General features: G+C 41.2%; 25 protein-coding genes. 3 read left to right on the top strand and 22 right to left on the bottom strand.

Going from position 1 to position 23,260, the window contains the following annotated elements:
• Window positions 1-321: 321 nt before the first annotated feature.
• The gene (locus BS19_RS19470) at window positions 322-798 is read left to right on the top strand and encodes a peroxiredoxin (protein WP_038177602.1); all 477 of its coding nucleotides are present in this window, start codon (window positions 322-324) and stop codon (window positions 796-798) included.
• 1,612 nt (window positions 799-2,410) lie between these two features.
• On the opposite strand, the gene BS19_RS19455 is transcribed toward BS19_RS19470, so the two are convergent.
• From BS19_RS19455 to BS19_RS19665, 15 genes are all read right to left on the bottom strand, one after another.
• A complete protein-coding gene (locus BS19_RS19455) occupies window positions 2,411-2,713 on the bottom strand; it encodes a hypothetical protein (protein WP_038177599.1) in 303 nt (100 codons plus the stop codon).
• Window positions 2,714-2,943: 230 nt separating this feature from the next.
• Window positions 2,944-3,156 (bottom strand): hypothetical protein, encoded by a 213-nt coding sequence (locus BS19_RS19450; protein WP_038177598.1) that lies wholly within the window; start codon window positions 3,154-3,156, stop codon window positions 2,944-2,946.
• A 236-nt stretch (window positions 3,157-3,392) separates the two neighbouring features.
• Window positions 3,393-4,283, bottom strand: a complete 891-nt coding sequence (locus BS19_RS19445) for an SIR2 family protein (protein ID WP_038177596.1) — start codon at window positions 4,281-4,283, stop codon at window positions 3,393-3,395.
• Between the two features lie 110 nt (window positions 4,284-4,393).
• Window positions 4,394-4,909 (bottom strand): lipocalin family protein, encoded by a 516-nt coding sequence (locus tag BS19_RS19440; RefSeq protein ID WP_038177595.1) that lies wholly within the window; start codon window positions 4,907-4,909, stop codon window positions 4,394-4,396.
• 139 nt (window positions 4,910-5,048) lie between these two features.
• Window positions 5,049-5,567, bottom strand: a complete 519-nt coding sequence (locus BS19_RS19435; protein ID WP_038177594.1) for a hypothetical protein — start codon at window positions 5,565-5,567, stop codon at window positions 5,049-5,051.
• A 144-nt stretch (window positions 5,568-5,711) separates the two neighbouring features.
• Window positions 5,712-6,020, bottom strand: a complete 309-nt coding sequence (locus BS19_RS19430; protein ID WP_038177593.1) for a hypothetical protein — start codon at window positions 6,018-6,020, stop codon at window positions 5,712-5,714.
• A 110-nt stretch (window positions 6,021-6,130) separates the two neighbouring features.
• Window positions 6,131-7,078, bottom strand: coding sequence for a hypothetical protein (locus BS19_RS19425; protein WP_038177592.1), 948 nt, complete (start codon window positions 7,076-7,078; stop codon window positions 6,131-6,133).
• A gap of 187 nt (window positions 7,079-7,265) precedes the next feature.
• Window positions 7,266-7,505, bottom strand: coding sequence for a hypothetical protein (locus BS19_RS19420; RefSeq protein ID WP_038177591.1), 240 nt, complete (start codon window positions 7,503-7,505; stop codon window positions 7,266-7,268).
• Window positions 7,506-7,632: 127 nt separating this feature from the next.
• Window positions 7,633-8,262 (bottom strand): DUF4145 domain-containing protein, encoded by a 630-nt coding sequence (locus tag BS19_RS19675; RefSeq protein WP_157631221.1) that lies wholly within the window; start codon window positions 8,260-8,262, stop codon window positions 7,633-7,635.
• A gap of 1,598 nt (window positions 8,263-9,860) precedes the next feature.
• A complete protein-coding gene (locus BS19_RS19405; protein WP_038177605.1) occupies window positions 9,861-10,424 on the bottom strand; it encodes a pyridoxamine 5'-phosphate oxidase family protein in 564 nt (187 codons plus the stop codon).
• 673 nt (window positions 10,425-11,097) lie between these two features.
• The gene (locus BS19_RS20675) at window positions 11,098-11,337 is read right to left on the bottom strand and encodes a hypothetical protein (protein WP_038177590.1); all 240 of its coding nucleotides are present in this window, start codon (window positions 11,335-11,337) and stop codon (window positions 11,098-11,100) included.
• A gap of 715 nt (window positions 11,338-12,052) precedes the next feature.
• The gene (locus tag BS19_RS19390; RefSeq protein ID WP_038177588.1) at window positions 12,053-12,649 is read right to left on the bottom strand and encodes a type 1 glutamine amidotransferase family protein; all 597 of its coding nucleotides are present in this window, start codon (window positions 12,647-12,649) and stop codon (window positions 12,053-12,055) included.
• Window positions 12,650-12,705: 56 nt separating this feature from the next.
• Window positions 12,706-13,029, bottom strand: a complete 324-nt coding sequence (locus BS19_RS20735) for a hypothetical protein (protein WP_342665243.1) — start codon at window positions 13,027-13,029, stop codon at window positions 12,706-12,708.
• Between the two features lie 231 nt (window positions 13,030-13,260).
• The gene (locus BS19_RS19380; protein ID WP_038177587.1) at window positions 13,261-14,178 is read right to left on the bottom strand and encodes a DUF2971 domain-containing protein; all 918 of its coding nucleotides are present in this window, start codon (window positions 14,176-14,178) and stop codon (window positions 13,261-13,263) included.
• A 1,113-nt stretch (window positions 14,179-15,291) separates the two neighbouring features.
• Complete coding sequence (locus BS19_RS19665; RefSeq protein WP_051686586.1) at window positions 15,292-15,921, bottom strand: hypothetical protein; 630 nt, start codon at window positions 15,919-15,921, stop codon at window positions 15,292-15,294.
• A gap of 166 nt (window positions 15,922-16,087) precedes the next feature.
• On the opposite strand from BS19_RS19665, the gene BS19_RS19365 reads away from it, so the two are divergent.
• On the top strand, window positions 16,088-16,372 hold the full coding sequence (locus tag BS19_RS19365; RefSeq protein WP_038177585.1) for a type II toxin-antitoxin system RelB/DinJ family antitoxin: 285 nt from the start codon (window positions 16,088-16,090) through the stop codon (window positions 16,370-16,372).
• Entirely contained in the window at window positions 16,369-16,647 is a 279-nt protein-coding gene (locus BS19_RS19360) for a type II toxin-antitoxin system RelE/ParE family toxin (RefSeq protein ID WP_038177584.1), read from the top strand. The genes BS19_RS19365 and BS19_RS19360 overlap by 4 nt, the downstream gene beginning before the upstream one ends.
• A 115-nt stretch (window positions 16,648-16,762) precedes the next feature.
• Here the strand turns inward: BS19_RS19360 and BS19_RS19355 are convergent, their stop codons facing one another.
• The 7 genes from BS19_RS19355 to BS19_RS19325 form a co-directional block, all read right to left on the bottom strand.
• The gene (locus BS19_RS19355; protein ID WP_038177583.1) at window positions 16,763-17,413 is read right to left on the bottom strand and encodes a membrane lipoprotein lipid attachment site-containing protein; all 651 of its coding nucleotides are present in this window, start codon (window positions 17,411-17,413) and stop codon (window positions 16,763-16,765) included.
• Window positions 17,414-17,635: 222 nt separating this feature from the next.
• Window positions 17,636-17,923 (bottom strand): type II toxin-antitoxin system RelE/ParE family toxin, encoded by a 288-nt coding sequence (locus tag BS19_RS19350; protein ID WP_010377835.1) that lies wholly within the window; start codon window positions 17,921-17,923, stop codon window positions 17,636-17,638.
• The gene (locus BS19_RS19345) at window positions 17,920-18,201 is read right to left on the bottom strand and encodes a type II toxin-antitoxin system Phd/YefM family antitoxin (RefSeq protein WP_000086647.1); all 282 of its coding nucleotides are present in this window, start codon (window positions 18,199-18,201) and stop codon (window positions 17,920-17,922) included. Before BS19_RS19345 ends, BS19_RS19350 begins: the two co-directional genes overlap by 4 nt.
• A gap of 168 nt (window positions 18,202-18,369) precedes the next feature.
• Complete coding sequence (locus BS19_RS19340; RefSeq protein WP_038177582.1) at window positions 18,370-18,843, bottom strand: HAD family hydrolase; 474 nt, start codon at window positions 18,841-18,843, stop codon at window positions 18,370-18,372.
• A gap of 609 nt (window positions 18,844-19,452) precedes the next feature.
• The gene (locus BS19_RS19335) at window positions 19,453-19,968 is read right to left on the bottom strand and encodes a DUF6933 domain-containing protein (protein ID WP_038177580.1); all 516 of its coding nucleotides are present in this window, start codon (window positions 19,966-19,968) and stop codon (window positions 19,453-19,455) included.
• Window positions 19,969-20,135: 167 nt separating this feature from the next.
• Window positions 20,136-20,420 (bottom strand): YciI family protein, encoded by a 285-nt coding sequence (locus BS19_RS19330; RefSeq protein WP_038177579.1) that lies wholly within the window; start codon window positions 20,418-20,420, stop codon window positions 20,136-20,138.
• A gap of 159 nt (window positions 20,421-20,579) precedes the next feature.
• Complete coding sequence (locus BS19_RS19325; protein ID WP_038177578.1) at window positions 20,580-21,122, bottom strand: DinB family protein; 543 nt, start codon at window positions 21,120-21,122, stop codon at window positions 20,580-20,582.
• Window positions 21,123-23,260 lie beyond the last annotated feature (2,138 nt).

The raw sequence follows: 23,260 nt of genomic DNA, 5'->3' as shown, positions 1-23,260 counted from the left end.
AACGAAACCACAGCATTGAAAATAGAACACAATTCAGTAAACTTTACCCAGACACAAAATCAAGCAAAACAACATAAATCGTTAACCTCAAATTTTCTGCTTTAGCTGCGTTTTTTCACTGGCAACTAACGCTGCGTTAAGGTGTGACAAGCGCTTGCCATACTTGAGCGAAGCGAAACCGGCAAGCGTTTGGAATCACCCTTAAACGCTTTGTTATGTGTATTTTTCGACTGCAACCACTATACCCTTATTTTCTATGGGTGGTCCGCTCTTACTTTGACCGCTACACTGTTCAAGTCAAATAAAATAAGGAATACAGACATGATCCAGATAGGCCAAACATTACCAACCGCTACCCTTAGTGAACTAGGTAACGAAGGAATGGTAAACCATAACACTGACGAGCTTTTTGCAAACAAGCGAGTTGTACTCTTCGCTGTACCCGGAGCATTTACACCTACTTGCTCAGAGGCCCATCTACCTGGTTACGTTGTACTCGCTGACGAAATTAAGGCAACAGGTATCGATCTCATTGCTTGTGTTTCAGTTAACGATGCTTTTGTAATGCAAGCTTGGGGTGAGGCACAAAACGCCACGGAAATTATGATGTTAGCCGATGGCGATGCCAGCTTTACAAAATCGTTGGGGCTTGAAATGGATACGGCGACTTTCGGTGGAATTCGTTCACAGCGCTATGCAATGGTTATCGAAAATGGCGTGATTACACAGCTAAATGTCGAGGAGCCAAAACAATTTGAAGCTAGCAAAGCCGAGACTATTTTAGCTGCTCTCAAGTAACCTTCAAGAACAACAACGGTTCAGAGTAGCCTATTCTGAACCCTTTTCCCGTGAATACACATAACGCTGCGTTAAGTAGTGAGCAACATTGCCACCTAACCTAAACCATTGTGCCATAGACACTAAATTCAAAGAAAACCAAAAATGCCCAGCGTTGCGAATCTGCCTTAAACGCCTTGTTAGTTGCCATTCTACACCTTTGATTTCCAGTTAATTTACACTTTGCCAACACCGTTTTTGAGCGCTTTGAAATACTCAAATCAGGCGCAGTTTCAAAGCGCCTGTCACTGAAACCACTTGGAACTAGCAACGCCGTAGAAAACTGGCTGAAAACACCAAAAAGACCTTTTGGAAAGGCAATGTCACAAGGCTGACTTTCAACAAGTACATTCGCGTCTGAAACGGCAAAACAAAGCCACAATATTAAAAATCGAACGCAACTTCAGCACACCACAACCAGACAAAAATCGAGCAAAATTGCATAATTCATTAGCCCTAAATTTTCTGCCTTAGCTGCGTTTTTACCACTGGCAACTAACGCCGCGTTAAGTAGTGAGCAACATTACCACCTAACCTAAACCATTGTGCCGTAAACACGAAATTCAAAGCAAACCAAAAATGCCTAGCGTTGCGAATCTGCCTTAAACGCTTTGTTAGTTGCCATTCTAAACCTTTGATTTCCTCTTTATTTCCACTTTGCCAGCACCGGTTTTGAGCGCTTTGAAAAACTCAAGTCAGGCGCAGTTTCAAAGCGACTGTCACTGAAACCACTTGGAACTAGCAACGCCGTAGAAAGCTGGCTGAAAACACCAAAAAGACCTTTTGGAAAGACAATGTCACAAGGCTGACTTTCAACAAGTACATTCGCGTCTGAAACGGCAAAACAAAGCCACAATATTAAAAATCGAACGCAACTTCAGCAAACTTGATATAGAGAAAAATCCGAGCACAATTGCACGATTCATTAGCCCGAAACCTTCTGCTTTAGCTGCATTTTTCTCACTGGCAACTAACGCCGCGTTAAGTAGTGAGCAACATTACCACCTAACCTAAACCATTGTGCCGTAAACACTAAATTCAAAGCAAACCGAAAATGCCTAGCGTTGCGAATCTGCCTTAAACGCTTTGTTAGTTGCCATTCTAAACCTCTGATTTTCAGTTCATTTCCACTTTGCAAACACCGTTTTTGAGCGCTTTGAAAAACTCAAATCAGGCGCAGTTTCAAAGCGCCTGTCACTGAAACCACTTGGAACTTACAACGCCGTAGAAAACTGACTAAAAGCACCAAAAAGACCTTTTGGAAAGACAATGTCACAAAGCTAACTTGCAACGAGTACATTCGCGTCTGAAACGGCAAAACAAAACCACAACATTAACAACCAAACGAAACTTCAGCAAACCACACCCAGACGCAAAACCGAGCAAAAATGAAAAATTTATTAGCCTTAAATATTCTGATTTAGCTGCGTTTTTTCCACTGGCAACTAACGCCCAATTAAGTTGTGAGCAACACTGCCACCTTACTCAAACACTGCTCCGTAATCACCAAACCGATTGAAACCGAAAGCGCCGAGCGTTGCGAATCAACTTGAATTGTTTGTTATATGAATTTTCACCCAAATTTGACTATGTTTACTTGGGAAAGATCTATTCGATTATTTTGGACATTAAAACCTTCTGCTTCTAGTTGAACTGACTGTCCATGAACATCGGCGACTCGGCCGTCTGTATAGATAACACGATTTGTAAAACGTGCATTTGTATAGTCGGCATTAACAGCAGCTTCGAGCATTGAACGAATAGCTTGACCACCCATTCGATGACCAAGAAGATGCTCTGATAGTTCACCATAAGTCGTAATATTTCCAACTGGAAGTCTTAATTTCAGCTGGATTAGTAAATGTTCCCATTTCATTTCAGATACTTAGCAAAGTCAATGTAATAAAGGAGTTACTATACCATATAGATTTCGAAGGTAAGTAGATGCTATTCATATAACGCCGCGTTAAGTAGTGAGCAACATTACCACCTAACCTAAACCATTGTGCCATAAACACTAAATTCAAAGAAAACCCAAAATGCTTAGCGTTGCGAATCTGCCTTAAACGCCTTGTTAGTTGCCATTCTAAACCTCTGATTTCCTATTTATTTCCACTTTGCCAACACCGTTTTTAAGCGCTTTGAAAAACTCAAATCAGGCGCAGTTTCAAAGCGCCTATCACTGAAACCACTTGAAACTAGCAACGCCGTAGAAAGCTGGCTGAAAGCACCAAAAAGACCTTTTGGAAAGGCAATGCCACAAAGCTGAATTTCAACAAATGAATTAGCGTCTGAAACGGCAAAATAAAACCACAACATTAAAAGTCGAACGCAACTTTAGCAAACCACCTCAGACACAAAACCGAATAAAACTGCACAATTCATTAGCCTTAAACCTTCTGCTTTAGCTGCGTTTTTACCACTGGCAACTAACGCCCTGTTAAGGTGTGAGCAACGCAATACCGAAGCCGCCGCATGCCACTTTATACACTAAACGCAACGCATAGCAAAAATGCCAAGCGTTGCGAATCACTCTTAAACAGTTTGTTATATTTTTAGGCGACTTTAGCCTGAGGTGGCTTTTGAATATGCTCAAGAATTGAATAATACATACCCTTATAGTCATCTTCCACAACTTCGAACTCTACAACTTCAACGTTAAAGGATTCTAAGAGTTCCTTTTTCTCTAGCGGAATACCTTTACTGTCATAGAAGTAAACTTTGTTGTTAACTAAACCATCAGCATAAAATCGAGCACGTTTATTAAGCAACCACCAAATATCTGTTTCACTGTAATCTAACGAGAAACCCAGTATGTGAACATCGCCACTAAAGAAAAGATCGACCCATGATGTTTGACAGTATTCGTTTGAAGCTAACTTTTCACGCATTGAATTAACGGAAACTGTATTACCACTAACCTTATGAAGGTACTTACCTTTTACGTAACTATCTAGTTTGCTGACCGAACCGCAGTAATGGTCAAGACCGAGCATTATTGACTTTGGATGGTCAATTTCACCATGTATGTTCCATAGTAACTTTTCACCGCTAGCAGTTTTATAGCTGCGCTTTCGGCGTAAACTATAAATGTCTTCAGTACTCAATTTCTGTGGACTACAATCTATAGCCTGCTCGAAGGCATAGTCGTAATTAGTGGTGATATAGTCAGTAAAAGGCATCTCGGCTAGTAGTTCGAATATTTCATTGGAACCCTGTGACTTCATAGCATCTGCGATATGCTGCTTTAACTGCAACTCATCTGATTTTTCGCTTACCTCTGGTTTGTGCTTTTCCAAAAATATACGTTCGTAGACCATCGTATTTGGTAGATCCTGATGGTCGAACTGATTTTCATTCTTTATATTGTTTAGTAAGTCGTTCCAACTGACTGCATTATACGAAATCCGATTCAGACCATTTCCAAAAAAGACTGTGTTTTTCATAACTTTCCCAAAAAATATAACGCTGCGTTAAGGTGTGACAAGCGTTTGCCACACTTGAGCGAAGCGAAACCGGCAAGCGTTTGGAATCACTCTTAAACGCCTTGTTAGGTTTATTTTTGTTCCACGTATATTAATTGCTCAACATCAAAACCGTTCTGTTCAGCCAGTTCTTCAAACCTTTCGATGATATCTGCACTTACACTCGGTGACCGCGATAACAACCAAAGGTAATCATTGTTCGGACCCGATACAAAAGCATATTCGTAGTTTTCTTTTTCTAGGTCAAAGACCACATATGAGCCATAAAATGGACCAAAAAACGACACTTTCAAATACCCTTCGTCAGGGTTGTTAACGAAATATGCTTTACCTTCCGCTTCTTTCCATTCTTGGGTTGCTGCGGAATAACCGCGGTTCAACACCGAAACACCGCCATCTTTACGCAATCTATATTCGGCAGTGACCTGACTCAAACCTCGTTCAAACGAATGATCTAAGCGAGCTATTTCGTACCACTGACCTAAATAATTATTAAGATTAAAATCCTTAACTGGTTGTATTGTTTGAGGCATGCCTAAACAACCACCTAGCGATAATAAAACTATGAACAGAAGTACTTTTCTCATGGCTTCCTCCGTAAAAACCTAACGCCCAATTAAGGGGTGAACAACGCCTCCACCCAAACCTAAAGCATTGTGCCATAAACACTAAAACTGAAGTAGAAGCAAAAGTGCCAAGCGTTGTGAATCCCTCTTAAATTGCTTGTTATGACGCTTTTATATTCTTAGACAAAGAAAAAATTGCATCAGACACGCTACCTAAAAAACTGCTGTACACAGCCAAAGCCACTTCTCTTTGGGGAGCTTCGATTGCAATAAATCCCTCGCGATAAGTTTCTTTGTCGTGAGACTCTATTAGTTTTAACCTACGAGGAAGCTCATCTATTAGTTGGTAAGCTAACATGACTTTCTTCGTTTCTTCAGCCCCCAACAGCCCTAGGCGCTGGACGACATGACTATAAGTATAAATATGGACTGAAGTTGGAAAGTACTCAATTGTGCCGGGTTCACACTGCTCACTGAGACCTTCAATGTTAGATTGATAGCTTTTTGAAACAATTTTCAGTTCCTCAACCAAAGCTACCCTCATAGCATTCCTTTCACTTTCAAGTTCTGTATCGTGCTGTTTTCTAGCTTGTTTAGCATTAAAACTAATAGTTAGCATTACACCGATAAAACCCAGAATACCTGCAATGAAAGTTTGATATTTTTCAAACCAGTCCATTATTTACTCCAATGTTAAGAAAGCTTCATAACGCCCAATTAAGTAGCCCGAAACGCACAATGATTGTTTCTGCATACCGCCATAAACACCGAATTTCCTGCAAACCCAAAATGCCATGCGTTGAGGGTCTGCTTGAATTGCTTGTTATATTTTGTTTTCTACGACCTTATCGTGGTAGCTACTAATTTGTGCATTCACCTCACGTAATTTACCATCAAGTTCCGCCACTTTCTCTCTCACTGCTTGCATGCCACTTGAGCTTGATTGCAAAGTGTCTGCTAATTTGTATTGATGTTCGATTAACTTAAGGTAATGCTGCTTCATGGAAAGTAAGGCATTTAACCTACCAATATCATTAGCTCGTTTGGCTTGATTCGCTGACCATCGAGCATAAAGTGCAGATAAGCAAGCGGCTAGCAGAGCCAATATAGATACAACTAAAGACATTTCCATACGCTTATCTCCAATAAAAATATAACGCCGCATTAAGGTGTGAGCGGCGCTTGGCTATACTTGAGCGAAGCGAAAGCGCCAAGCGTTGCGAATCACTCTTAAATGCTTTGTTATACAACAGGTTTTTGCTCTAGACTTCTTATTGTCACCTGAGAGTTGAAATCAGTAGAGTTGATAACATCCAGCATTTCATACGCATTGTCACCATGCTTAATTACAGGGACTTTAGTTTTTATTTTGCCATGGCTTGTTTCATGATCTATTTCGAAAACCCAAGCCAATACTCCGTGATCAATCTGTTCATAGCTAGATACCGTCATGGGAAGAAGGTGATTATCGTAAGCATATTGAACAACCACATTTAAACCAACCCGGATATATTCGCCATTCATGTTGCAATATAGAACCAAGCGTCTGTCGTTTTGAAACGTAAAAGAAGCCACGTCTTTTACTATTCCTTTTGCGTCATAATGTAACTCCTTGATTAAAGGAGATAGTAATTCGACTATAGACATGTTTGAGACTTTGTCTGTAGACCATATTTTTTCATTTGAGTGCATGATTTGAGAGTCTAGTAATGCTAAATCAACACTGCCCTTCTCGACGCAACAACTCAAAGCATCTATACCGGTAATACTGACGTTTTCATATGCCACATACAAGGACAAAAAGTTCAGTGGAAGTGTTTCTGGAGTTTCTTCTTTTAGGTTAATCAGAAGAACCCTATTGCCTTGAAACCTTGCTACTTCCTTTACACTTTCTGGGAATTCTTTCCGCGAAATACAAATTAAGCTGTTAGCGCCGACATCATCTAACTTCGTTAACCAATCGTTAAAGGTAGCAATATTAACTTGCGAGTTACGGTCTTGAACCTCAACTATTGTTACGTTACAACGAAATTCAGGGCCACTCTCAATTACAACGTCACATTGCCTAGTTCTTCCTGTTGGCGAATTCAACACTGGCAACAACACATTCTGACGAATAACTGAAGATGGAGAAATAGATCTTTCTATTAACTCCACTATTTTTTCAAGATCATCCCCTGGCTTCGCCATAAGATTGGTACTCCTCATTCTGAATGTTGTATAACGCCAAATTAAGTAGTGAGCAACGCTACCACCTTACCTAAAGCATTGTGCCGTAAACACTAAAGCTGATTCAAACCGAAAGTGCCAAGCGTTGCGAATCTGCTTAAATTTATTGTTAGTTGTGAGACTTACCACCTGCTGAGTACTACCAATCTTAATCTAGGTAATCTGGTGTACGTAAGTTTGTACCACAGACTTTGCACTTGTAATCACCGGTAGGCTCACCTTCCATTAATGCACTCGCTATTGCAGCAAATAAGCCAGAAAAGAAACCTTTAACTTCTGTTTCCGTGGTTTCACCGGATTTAGAGAAGCTTTCATACTTATGAAGTGTCACCTTTTTGCAATTACAGCAGAACGCTTTAGTCTCTTCAGTACCGTATGTTTGAACCAACTTGATTATCTCCAAAAAGCTAATTTTTCACCTAGCAACTAACGCTGCATTAAGGTGTGAGCGGCGCTTGGCTATACTTGAGCGAAGCGAAACCGCCAAGCGTTGCGAATCACTCTTAAATGCTTTGTTATACATTTTTTTTGTCAGCGATCATTTGTGGCATTGTGAATGTATACATTAAAAATAGTTCACAAAAATCAATTAGTTCCTGCGCATATTTTTCATCTACAGGGTCGATTTCGTGGGCGGCGACATTACCATCTTCTCTAATGATATGTGCCCAGTCTTTTAAAGATACTGTTATTACATTGTCATCGTACAGCTTTTCAATTCTACGATATAAGCTACCACTTCCATCTGGATCTAACGTTTTTGTTGCAACTTCGAGCGCTTTACGACTCATCATTGCAGACGCATCAAATGAATTCTGATGCAACGACTTTTCAGCTTGTACATAAAACGATGCAATATTGCTAGGAACGTGATCTGGAGCTTCGGGTTCTTGGGCTTCTGGGTACACTTCCAATACTTCACAAGCTTCTGGATTGGAGTCAATTGTTCCCATAATATTGCTCGGGGTTGGACCCCAGTTATATTTTACTTCCGCAAATAAACCGCCATTACAGCCATTACACATTAAAGGAACCAGAAAATGCCTCCCGCCTCTATCATAGTTGCCCGTCGCTAGTTCTCCAAAAGCCTCGAAAGTCATGCTTACCGAGTTGCAATGAGGGCATGTTCTAATTAATGTTGCCAATTCAATTCTCCTAAAAATGTATAACGCCGCGTTAAGTAGTGAGCAACATTGCCACCTAACCTAAACCATTGTGCCATAAACACTAAATTCAAAGAAAACCAAAAATGGCCAACGTTGCGAATCTGCCTTAAACGCTTTGTTAGTTGCCATTCTACACCTTTGATTTCCAGTCCATTTCCACTTTGCCAACACCGTTTTTGAGCGCTTTGAAAAACTCAAATCAGGCGCAGTTTCAAAGCGCCTGTCACTGAAACCACTTGGAACTTACAACACCGTAAAAAACTGACAGAAAACACCAAAAAGAGCCTTTGGACAGGCAATGCCACAAAGCTGAATTTCAACGAGTAAATTAGCGCCTGAAACGGCAAAACAAAACCACAACATTACAAATCGAACACAATTTCAGCAAACTACACCCAGACAAAAATCGAGCAAAACTGAAAATTTCATTAGCCCTAAATTTTCTGCCTTAGCTTCGCTTTTACCGCTGGCAACTAACGCCGCGTTAAGTAGTGAGCAACATTGCCACCTAACCTAAAGCATTGTGCCATAAACACTAAATTCAAAGAAAACCAAAAATGCTTAGCGTTGCGAATCTGCCTTAAACGCCTTGTTAGTTGCCATTCTTAACCTTTGACTTCCCGTTCATTTCCACTTTGCCAACACCGTTTTTGAGCGCTTTGAAAGATTCAAATCAGGCGCAGTTTCAAAACAACTGTTACTGAAACCACTTGGAACTTACAACGCCGTAGAAAACTGCCTAAAAGCATCAAAAAAACCTTTTGGAAAGACAATGTCACAAGGCTGACTTTCAACGAGTACATTCGCGTCTGAAACGGCAAAACAAAACAAAACAACAACATTAACAACCAAACGAAACTTCAGCAAACCACACCCAGACACAAAACCGAGCAAAATTGCACATTTCATCAGCCTTAAACTTTCTACTTTAGCTGCGTTTTTATCGCTGGCAACTAACGCCGCGTTAAGTAGTGAGCAACATTACCACTTAACCTAAACCATTGTGCCATAAACACTAAATTCAAAGAAAACCAAAAATGCTTAGCGTTGCGAATCTGCCTTAAACGCTTTGTTAGTTGCCATTCTAAACCTTTGATTTCCTGTTTATTTCCACTTTGCCAGCACCGGTTTTGAGCGCTTTGAAAAACTCAAATCAGGCGCAGTTTCAAAGCGACTGTCACTGAAACCACTTGGAACTTACAACGTCGCAGAAAACTGGCCAAAAATACCCAATAAACCTTTTGGAAAGACAATGACACAAAGCTGACTTTCAACGAGTTAGTTAGCGCCTGAAACGGCAAAACGAAACCACAACATTAAAATCGCACACAACTTCAGCAAACTACACCAGATCACAAAACTGAACAAAATTGCACAATTCAGTCGCCTTAAACTTTCTGCTTTAGCTACGTTTTTACCGCTGGCAACTAACGCCCAATTAAGGGGTGAGCAACGCTACCACCCAACCCAAAGCATTGTGCTATAAACACTTAATTTGAAGTAGAAGCAAAAATGCCAAGCGTTGGAAATCCCTCTTAAATTGCTTGTTATGCCTGTGGTGATTAGAGCGATTTCGTTTACTCTACGTCCAAGCCAGACCTTTTGGCAATTTCAGTTTCAAAACCATCGATACTCTTTTGGTTCTTTTTAAGCCAGTATTTTTCTATACCCGCTGTACCTTGTTTTTCTGACCAATTCGCTAGGTCTTCACGATCTCCCTCATAAGCAAAGTAAGGAACTGACATCCCGCAAGAAGACTGTACCAAATCGACGTCTAGGACAAAGATTTGTCTAGAAGCAACACTTTCAGGAAACATCGGTGCATACTTACCCCAACGATCGTCTTGAGAGTGCAAAACAGTAGCCTTACCATAGGCTCGAAGTATTAGAGGAGAGCCCTCAAAAGCACAAAACATGACGGTCATTCTTGGGTTTTGAATGACATGTGATGCTGACTCATTGCCACTTCCTGTAAGGTTTAACCAAGCTATTTGCTTCGGGTTGATAACCCGTAAGGAATCGCCACCTTTAGGGGACAGATTCACACTACCACTCTCTGCTGCGGTAGCTACAAAATAGATTTTTTGCTGCCCTATAAATTCAATGTGTTTATCCGATAACTCTGAAAATTGCTTACCCAAAACGATTAACCTCCATGTTAATTTTCGATAAAAGGCATAACGCTGCGTTAAGTAGTGAGCAACATTGCCACCTAACCTAAGCCATTGTGCCATAAACACAAAATTCAAAGAAAACCAAAAATGCCTAGCGTTGCGAATCTGCCTTAAACGCTTTGTTAGTTGCCATTCTAAACCTATGATTTCCAGTTCATTTCCACTTTGCCAACACCGATTTTGAACGCGTTGAAAAACTCAAATCAGGCGCAGTTTCAAAGCGCCTGTCACTGAAACCACTTGGAACTTACAACATCGCAGAAAACTGGCCAAAAATACCCAATAAACCTTTTGGAAAGACAATGCCACAAAGCTGACTTTCAACGAGTAAGTTAGCGCCTGAAACGGCAAAACAAAGCCACAATATTAAAAAATCGACCGCAACTTCAGCAAACTAGATCATAGAGACAAATCTGAGCACAATTGCACGATTCATTAGCCCTAAATTTTCTGCCTTAACTACGTTTTTTCCGCTGGCAACTAACGCCCAATTAAGGGGTGAACAACGGCTCCCCCCAAACCTAAAGCATTGTGCCATAAACACTAAAACTGAAGTAGAAGCAAAAGTGCCAAGCGTTGTGAATCCCTCTTAAATTGCTTGTTAGTTGCGAAACTTACCGCTTGCTGGGTACTACCAACCTTAATCCAGGTAGTCTGGTGTATGTAAGTTTGTACCGCAGACTTTGCACTTGTAATCACCTGTAGGTTCACCTTCCATTAGCGCACTTGCTATTGCAGCGAAAAAACCTGAAAAGAAACCTTTAACTTCTGTTTCCGTGGTTTCATCAGATTTAAAGAAGCTTTCATACTTATGGAGCGTCACCTTCTTGCAATTACAGCAGAACGCTTTGGTTTCTTCAGAACCGTATGTTTGGACCAACTTGATTATCTCCCAAAAGATATTTTTTCACCTAGCAACTAACGCCCAATTAAGTAGTGAGTAACGCACTGACCAAGCCGCTGCAAACCACTTAAAACACAAAAGCCAACGCATAGTAAATTCGCCAAGCGTTACGAATCTGCTTGAATTGTTTGTTATGTTTTACCACAAATGACTGATTTATTTGGCAAGGAACTGCATTATTGACCGCATTTCAATAAGTGAATCACACACTCAAACTCACTTGGCCGCCAGATACGCTAGACACAAAGCGCGTAAGTCCACTTCCCTGCCCAATGAGGCAACCCGACGAAGGTTCAACAAACGCCCTCTCTTTCCAACCACAGCGCAGAACAATGGCAAATTGCCGAGGCAACTGCCAAGCCAACATGCTACTTGGCAAATACGCAGAAAGCGACTTAGAGCCAATGACATTTAAAGCCAACCGCCACGACCTGAAAATGAAGCAACCCACGAATATTGGCATGTTTTACGGGCTGAGAAATTCAAGAATTTAGGCCGACAATGCGGGTTTGCTGAAGTAACTCGGACGAACTGCCAAAGGGACAAAGAACATAGATCGAAGAAGCTTTAAGCCACTGAAATACAAGTAAACATAACGCTGCGTTAAGGTGTGACAAGCGTTTGCCACACTTGAGCGAAGCGAAACCGGCAAGCGTTTGGAATCACTCTTAAACGCTTTGTTAGGCAAATTTTATAGATATGCACCGACTACTGACATGCAGTGCTCAACCGTGCTTTCTTTTTCACCGACTGGCGCGACATAATGAATTGCCGATTCAGCGTCCGCCCTACCTGATAACTTGCTAATTACCCACGCAGCCAAGTACTTTGATGACAAACAACCACCTGCTGTCGCAAGATTACCTTTAGCATAAAAGGGTTGCTCTAAAACAGTAACTCCTGATTCGACAACCCAAGGTTTCGTTGTTAAATCGGTACAAGCTGGTATTTGATGCAGTAAACCAAGCACTGACATGAGCAACGTACCTGAACATTGTCCACCAATTAACTGAGTTTCAGGGTTTAGCTTTAGCCTTGAAAGTATATCTCTGTCTTGAGCAATATTGCGCGTTAGTACACCGCTGCCAAATAATTCGACGTTGGCTTGATTAGCAAACTCAAGGGGTTGTTGAGATTGGATTGTAACTCCGTTCATTGAAGTGACGTGATGAGATGGGCTCGTTATTTGCACATTCCAACCGGCGTCTTTCATGCGGTTCAAAATGCCCGCTGCTATAAATGAATCCAGTTCATTAAATCCGTCAAAAGTTAGTACAGCAATGTCCATATTTACTCCTATTTGCCTAACGCCGCGTTAAGTAGTGAGCAACATTGCCACCTAACCTAAACCATTGTGCCATAAACACTAAATTCAAAGAAAACCAAAAATGCCCAGCGTTGCGAATCTGCCTTAAACGCCTTGTTAGTTGCCATTCTACACCTTTGATTTCCAGTTAATTTACACTTTGCCAACACCGTTTTTGAGTGCTTTGAAAAACTCAAATCAGGCGCAGTGTTAAAGCGCCTGTCACTGAAACCACTTGGAATTAGCAACGCCGTAGAAAACTGACTAAAAGCACCAAAAAGACCTTTTGGAAAGACAATGTCACAAAGCTGACTTTCAACGAGTAAGTTAGCGCCTGAAACGGCAAAACAAAACCACAACATTAAAAATCTAACACAACTTCAGCAAACCACGCTCAGATACAAAGCCGAGCACAATTGCACGATTCATTAGCATTAATTTTTCTGCTTTATCTACGTTTTTTCCACTGGCAACTAACGCCCAATTAAGGGGTGAGCAACGCTACCACCTTACCTAACGCATTGTACCGTAGCCACTAAATTTGAAGTAGATACAAAAATGCCAAGCGTTGGGAATCCCTCTTAAATTGTTTGTTATACGAACATTTCCTCGAAACCCAACGTAAAATGGGTCTTACTTAACTCAGCTTTAAATGTGGGTATATTCTTACTGCCTATAAGGGTCTGAATTCGCTTGGCATCTTCGTTAGACGTTCGACAACCAACAAAAACTGCAGTAATACAGTCTGGTGGTAACTGGAACAAGAAAACTGAGGTTGGTAAAACGGCTAAAGAACCATAAATTTCATTCAAAATCACATCACTGTGGCTGTATTTCATTTCTTCACGGTCATCAGTCGAACTACCATCCCATTCTTGATTATTGAACTGTTCATATTCGACAAGATCAACCTCAAACGTTACCGAATATTCATCTTCCGCGACGATGTTAAACAAGTCTACATACAAGTTATCGTAGAACTCATGGAGTTGTTCAAATAGTTCACGGTCAACACGAACATAATCAGCGAGTCTCAGTTTAGGTAATATACGGTGCTCTTTTTCGTATATCCAATCGTCACTTTTAGTGAGAAGTAAATCTTTGACACATACTTCCTTTTGTAAAGGTGAAAACCGTTCTCTATTGTAGAGTACTCGTTCGATCGAATCTCTCATGGAGAGCCTGTAATTGAAGAAGTAATCTAATTTTTCATAATCAAATTCAACAACAATACCTTTGTGTTCATGTGCATAGTGAGACCACATGAGTAGGTTGTTGTAGTTTTCAGTAAATGAAATGACACCAACTTCATTGAAGTTACCATCAGTAGCAAACTGTTCAGCTTGCTCAAAGAAATCCTCACCCAGCCCCTCACGAAGAACTTTGTCAACTAAGTCTTGTGCTGGACTTAGTTCAAATGGGTCATTCAACACCCCGCGTTGACTAGCCCGAAGACAGTAGTTAGTAAAGAACTCCTCTCGAAAAGGCATATATTTATAGATTTTCTTCATACTTCTCCGTTCGTATAACGCCCAATTAAGTTGTGAGCAACGCTTCCGCCGCACTGAAACACTTCACCGTAATCACAAAACCAATTGAAACCGAAAGCGCCGAGCGTTGCGAATCAGCTTGAATTGTTTGTTATGCGAATTCATCTACCAAGCCAAGTTGGGCACTGAAAAGATTACCTCAGACATGAAAAATCACAAACAAACCAAGTACTTTTTGTGAGTCACTGAACAACCGAAGTCACTATGTTACAGACCAGTTTCCTACAAGTGACTAATGGTAAATTTCAGCCAGTGACTCTGCTTTTACTACGAGAAACTCAACGCGGCGGAAGACCAGCGAAGAAAAACTACCGATAAACTTGCCCTTACAGCGCTTTGAGCCAGCGAAACTCACCTCCAACCGACTACGAAAGCCAATGAGGCAACCCGCGAACTTTGGCATTTTTTACAGCCTGAGTGATTCAAGAATTTAGACCGATAGTGCTGATTTGCCGACACCGAAAAACAGATGGCCAGAGAGAGCGATAAAGAGAGATAGAGAAGATTTTTGCTCAGTCGCATAACGCCGCGTTAAGTAGTGAGCAACATTGCCAGCTAACCTAAACCATTGTGCCGTAAACACTAAATTCAAAGCAAACTGAAAATGCGTAGCGTTGCGAATCTGCCTTAAACGCTTTGTTAGTTGCCATTCTAAATCTTTGATTTCCAGTTCATTTCTACTTTGCCAACACCGTTTTTGAGCGCTTTGAAAAACTCAAATCAGGTGCAGTTTCAAAGCAACTGTTACTGAAACCACTTGGAACTTACAACGCCGCAGAAAACTGCCTAAAAGCACCAAAAAGACCTTTTGGAAAGACAATGCCACAAAGCTGAATTTCAACGAGTAAATTAGCGTCTGAAACGGCAAAACAAAGCCACAATAATAAAATTTGAACGCAAACTCAGCAAATCACAAAACCGAGCAAAATTGCACGATTCATTAACCCAAAATTTTCTGCTTTAGCTGCGTTTTTCTCACTGGCAACTAACGCTGCATTAAGGTGTGAGCAGCGCTTGGCTATACTTGAGCGAAGCGAAAACGCCAAGCGTTGCGAATCACTCTTAAATGCTTTGTTAGCTTTGTACTCCCAACTCATGCATTAGTTTCTTTCTGCACTTTTCGACAGACTCAATGGCTGACGAATAACCTGAGACTGCTGATTTTAAAATTGCTTCGTCAGGATCATTGCTGAGAGCAAGTTCCATACTAGATAGCATACCTATAGATTTAGATAAGTCTGACAAGGCTTGCTTTGCTGCTGAAGTAAGATAAAGACCGTGGACCATTTTAACTTTATCTATAGCTACGCGATAATAATGAAAATGTCGATTGTCGGCTAAAGTGTCGACGTTACTCCAAACGTAATGTTCATTTGGTGATCGTTCTGCGAGTTTTTTCCAGCTGTATAGATGAATTTCTACGAGTAACTCATCAATTGCAGTCAGCGCATCCAAACTCTTAGATTGAAATGACTGACGAAGAGCCCCTTTCACATCTAGTTCTGTTTTGATTTTTTCGAGTTCAACAGCATGCTGACGTTTAATGGATTCTACTTGGTCTGTAATCTGCCCAATATCTTCTTTTGTCGCTAAGTTTTTGGCTTTTTCAGATAGATACTTGGGAAAGTAGTTTCTAACAAGAAAGCCGCCGATGGATATGGATACCACCACAGCAATGTTTAAGATTAATACTAAATCTTCCAATTGACCTCCAAAGAAGCTAACGCTGCGTTAAGGTGTGACAAGCGTTTGCCATACTTGAGCGAAGCGAAACCGGCAAGCGTTTGGAATCACTCTTAAACGCTTTGTTAGTTGCCCTTACCTTATGTCAGTGCTAACATTTGTACACACGCAAGTTTAGGAGCAACTCATGGATACTAGAATTCAATTTCGCGTTGATGACGAAATTAAACGCTTAGCTCAGCAAATGGCTGAGAGCCAAGGTCGCACACTCAGCGATGCTTGCCGTGAACTCACAGAGCAAATGGCAGAGCAACAAAGAAAAACATTATCTCATGACGCTTGGTTAACTGAACAAGTAAACTTAGCATTTGAGAAGTTTGACTCAGGAAAAGCTTCATTCGTCGACCATGAAACAGCAAAAACGAGAATGGCTGAACGAAAGGCTAAAATTCGCAGCCGAGGTCAGCAATGATTTTATGGGAAGAAGAGTCGTTAAATGATCGTGAGAAGATCTTTGAGTTTCTTTACGACTTTAATCCTGACGTCGCTGAAAAAACTGACGAAATCATTCAAGCTAAAGTAGAAAGTTTACTTGAACAACCTTTAATGGGTGTTCAACGTGACGGCATTCGAGGCCGGCTACTCATTATCCCCGATATTTCAATGATCGTTTCCTACTGGGTTGAAGGCTCATTAATTCGCGTAATGCGAGTTCTACACCAGAAGCAAAAATTCCCCATCGATTGACTATGTCCGGTGGGCAAACTAACGCCGCATTAAGGTGTGAGCGACGCTTGGCTATACTTGAGCGAAGCGAAACCGCCAAGCGTTGTGAATCACTCTTAAATGCTTTGTTATGCCGCTACTTACATTGAACACCCTCGGGTAGTTTTATTTTATAGTCGTAATCCACAGGTCGTTCAAAGTCCGTTCGCGAAATAGTTTCATCGATTAGGAAGTTGTACAAAAAGTCACTATTGCAGGATTTTTCAAAAGTTGAGCCCATAGTGAATAGTACTTTCTTTTCAGTAGCTAAATCGTAATAGTGTAAAGCGAAAGAGTGGTAAACCATACTCCCTGTTTTTGTAGATTTACCAGTAACACCAAACGTTTTCTGTTTTGTTGTATTACAAGTGGCTGTGATACCAAAACCTGTACAATTTGTCGTCGAGTAACCACTATCAACCATGCCATAATCTGCAGACTCATAGGTATAAGTGTCGTATTTTTCCTCTAGCTTTATATATGCAGCAGCGACTGGAGTTATTTGGTTTTCCACCAACTCTCGGCTAGAGTAAACATTTGTAAAACCTCGTTCTTTAAGAGCATCAATTACTGAGCGAATATAAAACTTAGAAGATAAGTCATTTTCATCAAACGTCGAAACCACTATTGGAGTGCTTACATAAAAGTTGACGTCAGGATCTAATACGCTGTACTGGCTTGCTTCAATAGTAGTTTGACAACCAGAGAGCATTGCCACTAATCCTAATGGGAATAAATACTTATTCATGATGATTCCACATTAAATTCAAAAGTATTGATTATCCCACATAGTCTACTTTATGAATATGACTCAAGTCAGAAATTCATCGGGCGGCATAACGCCGCATTAAGTGGTGAGCGACGCTAAGCACCTATACCTCGACAAACCACTTAAATCACAAAAGCTGAATTTACACTAAAACCGCCAAGCGTTGCGAATCCGTCTTAAATGCTTTGTTATAACACAGTTTTACACGTCATCTTCCGACAACATTTGACGACAATTACGAACTGTTAGTACGCGGATCTCATGGCTTAAGCTATAGATAATACGATAGTGACCAAAAATGATTTCACGATAGTTAGTATTGGGCATTTCAGGAACAAAGCGCCCCATTTCAGGCATACTTCCAAGTAGTTCAGTTTTGTCAAAAACTTCGTTTACCCACTTTTCTGCCGCAGGTGGATTATCCAAAGAAATAAATTCCGCTGCATCGCCTAACTTCTGAAGCGCTAATGGAGACCAAACTACTTTCATTTCTTAATGCGCCCCAGTACTTGAGCACGAGCATCATCATTTGAAACACCAAGGCCTGAAGCTAATTGAGCTTCAGCTGTGCGCATTTCTTCCAGTAACTCGATCTTCTCTTGCATTGCTTCATACTCTGCAACATCAAGAACAACTGCAACACCTTTACCACGTTGTGTAATGACCAATGGACGACGAGTCTCATTGATTTGTTTGATGTAAGAAGCTACACCTGCACGAAATTCAGATAAAGGTTGAATATCTTGATCGAAATGAATACGACTCATATTGAACTCCAGTTAGTACAAAATAACGTACAAACAATAGCTCAATTAACCGTTTTGAGCAAGGAGTTGATTCTGTGTTATAACGCCGCATTAAGGTGTGAGCGACACTTGGCTATACTTGAGCGAAGCGAAACTGCCAAGCGTTGCGAATCACTCTTAAATGCTTTGTTATGTGCAAATTTCCAACAAATGACTGACTTGCTTTACATTGTGGACAGCACTAACACTTTGTTTTGTAGGATTAAACCAAATTACATCAATGCCCGCTGTGATTGCTGGCGCAATGTCTTTATCGTATGTGTCCCCAACCATCACAACTGATTTAGGCTCCATGCCTAACACCCCGATTATCTTGTCGAAAAACTCTGGCGTTCCCTTACCAATACCAAGGTTCGCTTTACAGAAATAACCTGAGATATATAGAGACAAACCAACTCGGTCAAATGCAGCCTGGATATCAGCTTCTGATGAATCTGAAGCATTTGTGGCTACGTAGACTTTATTGTTTATTGATAGCTTTCTGAGAACTTCAAGAGCCCCATCGACCGCCTGAACCGTCACCCAGTCACACATTTTTCCGCTGCTTTCTGGGAAGTCGATCATCAGCGTGTCACCCCAGTCAAATAGGTACACCTTGGTCATATTGCCTCCTTGCACATAACGCCGCGTTAAGTAGTGAGCAACATTACCACCTAACCTAAACCATTGTGCCGTAAACACGAAATTCAAAGCAAACCGAAAATGCTAAGCGTTGCGAATCTGCCTTAAACGCTTTGTTAGTTGCCATTCTAAACCTCTGATTTCCCGTTCATTTCCACTTTGTCAACACCGTTTTTGAGCGTGTTGAAAAACTCAAATCAGGCGCAGTTTCAAAGCGCCTGTCACTGAAACCACTTGGAACTAGCAACGCCGTAGAAAGCTGGCAGAAAGCATCCAAAAAGACCTTTTGGAAAGACAATGTCATAAGGCTGACTTTCAACAAGTTAGTTAGCTCCTGAAACGGCAAAACGAAACCACAGCATTGAAAATAGAACACAATTCAGTAAACTTTACCCAGACACAAAATCAAGCAAAACAACATAAATCGTTAACCTCAAATTTCTGCTTTAGCTGCGTTTTTTCACTGGCAACTAACGCCCAATTAAGGGGTGAACAACGCCTCCACCCACACCTAAAGCATTGTGCCATAAACACTAAATTTGAAGTAGAAGCAAAAATGCCAAGCGTTGAGAATCCCTCTTAAATTGCTTGTTATGTTGCCGTTCCGAAGAGCTGATGTAGAGACTCTATCGGAAATTTCCACTTCAAAGTTCTTTGTGGTGTGCGATTGATGCGTAACATTGCATCAGTGAAGTCACAGTGCTTTAACCCACCGTCCATGTAGATAAAGTGCTCGTAGCCACTTAAAACATCTTTCATATTACCCAACAGCTTTTTACTCGCTGTTTTGGTAAAGAGAACATTTTCCGGTGCTTTCTCATAAGCTTCGATAATTTCAGAAGGAAAGCCCTCAAGTTCAAGTAGTTGCAAGACACCATTTTTAAAGATTTTACCTATGTCTTTTGCATGCTCCTTTCGATAGCCAACCAATATGAACGACATTAAGGTTTGTTCTTCCATGAAAACTAGACACTTTCTACGGTCAGCCGTAAAAAGGTTTACATACCAATTACCTATGGTGAAGTTTTCATCTTGAACTTCAATTAAATCTGCTGGTTTCAAGCCTAACGCATCTTGAACTTTCTTTGTGCATCGTAACTGGTACATAAGCGCAACATCCTGATTTATCGTTACTTTCAGCTACGGTAATACGTGCTAGATTCGATTGCAACATAACGCTGCGTTAAGGTGTGACAAGCGCTTGCCATACTTGAGCGAAGCGAAACCGGCAAGCGTTTGGAATCACTCTTAAACGCCTTGTTATGTGCCAGATATTAGACTAAGAAATCTAGCTCTTCTGACGCCTTCGTTGGTACGATTTCTGTCACTTCATAGCTGGCTAAACCTTCTCGGTGAAAAGGGTCTTGAGCGATTACGTCATTCAGCTTGTTTCGGTCGCCAATAGTGGAAATGATGACACCACCAGTTCTTGGTTCTTTGCGCCCGGATAAAATAAAATGACCGTTTGCATATTGCTCATTGAGATAGTCCACATGCTCAGGGATAAAAGCATCTACTTTCTCTAGAGGCACTTGATAAGTCAAAGAGATGATAAACATACATAATCCTTATATCTTTTACGCTGAAACACAGTGGCACATAACGCCAAATTAAGGTGTGAACAACGCTAACCACCTAACCTAAACCATTGTGCCATAAACACTAAACTTACTTGAAGTGAGAGCGCCAAGCGTTGTGAATCACTCTTAAATTTCTTGTTATGTACGTGCTCCCTCTGGCACGACCATAGGCAGGTCAGTACAGCCAAAGTCTAAACCAAACTGGCTTAACAAACAGGTTAGCTGACCTCTGTGATGCGTTTGATGATTGAAAATATGTTGGCAAAACTCACCAACTGTTCGTTCGATTACCTGACCCTCGGTTGTCGTATACCTGACTACTTGGTTACAACTACCAGAGCTAAACTGATTAGTAACTTCAATATAGATCGAGTCTACAAGTTCTCGTAATTCAGATAGTTCGCCGAGATTCGAAGCGAACGTGTCAGAAACTGACTTAGCGACAGGTAATTTATCTAAAACTGTAGCTTCAACTGTTACTAACTCATTTGCTACAAGGCGCTGTAGCATAATCAAGTCACCGAACAAGATATGATTCCAGTGAGCCATGATTGTAGGAAAAAATGAGTTGGTATTCTGATACAACTGCTCATCAGTCAGCTTACTGCAAACACCAAGTAACTGCTTATTCATTCGCTGATTATACAGCGCCAACATCCTGAAATTTGAGGATAAATCCATTTGACCTCCAAAGTACATAACGCCCAATTAAGTAGTGAGTAACGCACTGACCAAGCCGCTGCAAACCACTTAAAACACAAAAGCCAACGCATAGTAAATTCGCCAAGCGTTACGAATCTGCTTGAATTGTTTGTTATGTTTTACCACAAATGACTGATTTATTTGGCCAAGAACTGCTTTGTTGACCGCATTTCAAGAAGTGAATCACACGCTTACACTCACTTGGCCGTCAGATGCGCTAGACACCAAGCGCGTAAGTCCACTTCCCTGCCCAATGAGGCAACCCGATTTCGGTTCAACAAGCGCCCTCTCTTTCCAACCACAGCGCAGAACAATGGCAAATTGCCGAGGCAACTGCTAAGTCGACATGCTACTTGGCAAATACGCTGAAAGCGCCTTAGAGCCAATGATATTTAAAGCCAACCGCCACGACCTGAAAATGAAGCAACCCACGAATATTGGCATGTTTTACGGGCTGAGAAATTCAAGAATTTAGGCCGACAATGCGGATTTGCTGAAGTAACTCGGACGAACTGCCAAAGGGACAAAGAACAGAGATCGAAGAAACTTTAAGCCACTGAAATACAAGTAAACATAACGCCGCGTTAAGTAGTGAGCAACGCTACCACCTAACCTAAACCATTGTGCCGTAAACACTAAATTCAAAGCAAACCAAAAATGCCTAGCGTTGCGAATCTGCCTTAAACGCTTTGTTAGTTGCCATTCTAAACCTATGCTTTCCAGTTCATTTCCACTTTGCCAACACCGATTTTGAACGCGTTGAAAAACTCAAATCAGGCGCAGTTTCAAAGCGCCTGTCACTGAAACCACTTGGAACTTACAACGTCGCAGAAAACTGGCCCAAAATACCCAATAAACCTTTTGGAAAGACAATGCCACAAAGCTGACTTTCAACGAGTAAGCTAGCGCCTGAAACGGCACAATAAAACCACAACATTAAAAATCGAACGCAATTCCGGCAAGCTACACCAAAGCACAAAACCGAGCAAAATTGCACGATTCATTAGCCCTAAATTTTCTACCTTAGCTGCGTTTTTTCCGCTGGCAACTAACGCCCAATTAAGTTGTGAGCAACGCTGCTACCTGACTAAAACACTGCACCGTAATCACCAAACCAATTGAAACCGAAAGTGCCGAGCGTTGCGAATCAGCTTGAATTGTTTGTTATGTTTTACCACAAACAACTGATTTATTTGGCAAAGAACTGCATTCTTGACCGTGTTTTCTGAGCCTAATCACACGCCAAAACTCACTTGGCCGCCAGATGCGCTAGACACAAAGCCCGTAAATCCACTTCCCTGCCCAATGAGGCAACCCGATAAACGCTCAACAAGCGCCCTCTCTTTCCAACCAAAGCGCAGAACAATGGCAAATTGCCGAGGCAACTGCCAAACCGACATGTTACTTGGCAAATACGCTAAAAACGCTCTAAAGCCAGCGGAACCTAAAACCAACCGACCCGATTTGCAAATGAAGCAACCCACGAATATTGGCATGTTTTACGGGCTGAGAAATTCAAGGATTTAGGCCGACAATGTAGATTTGCTGAAGAAACTCGAACGAATGGCCAAAGAGACAAAGAACATAGATCGAAGAAGATTTAAGCCACTGAAATACAAGTAAACATAACGCCGCGTTAAGTAGTGAGCAACGCTACCACCTAACTTAAGCCATTGTGCCGTAAACACTAAATTCAAAGCAAACCAAAAATGCCTAGCGTTGCGAATCTACCTTAAACGCTTTGTTAGTTGCCATTCTAAACCTATGCTTTCCAGTTCATTTCCACTTTGCCAACACCGATTTTGAACGCGTTGAAAAACTCAAATCAGGCGCAGTTTCAAAGCGCCTGTCACTGAAACCACTTGGAACTTACAACGTCGCAGAAAACTGGCCCAAAATACCCAATAAACCTTTTGGAAAGACAATGCCACAAAGCTGACTTTCAACGAGTAAGCTAGCGCCTGAAACGGCACAATAAAACCACAACATTAAAAATCGAACGCAATTCCGGCAAGCTACACCAAAGCACAAAACCGAGCAAAATTGCACGATTCATTAGCCCTAAATTTTCTACCTTAGCTGCGTTTTTTCCGCTGGCAACTAACGCCCAATTAAGT

The sequence above is a fragment of the Vibrio pacinii DSM 19139 genome, assembly GCF_000711795.1.
Lineage (GTDB): Bacteria > Pseudomonadota > Gammaproteobacteria > Enterobacterales > Vibrionaceae > Vibrio > Vibrio pacinii.
This window is presented reverse-complemented; position numbering and strand designations above follow the sequence as displayed.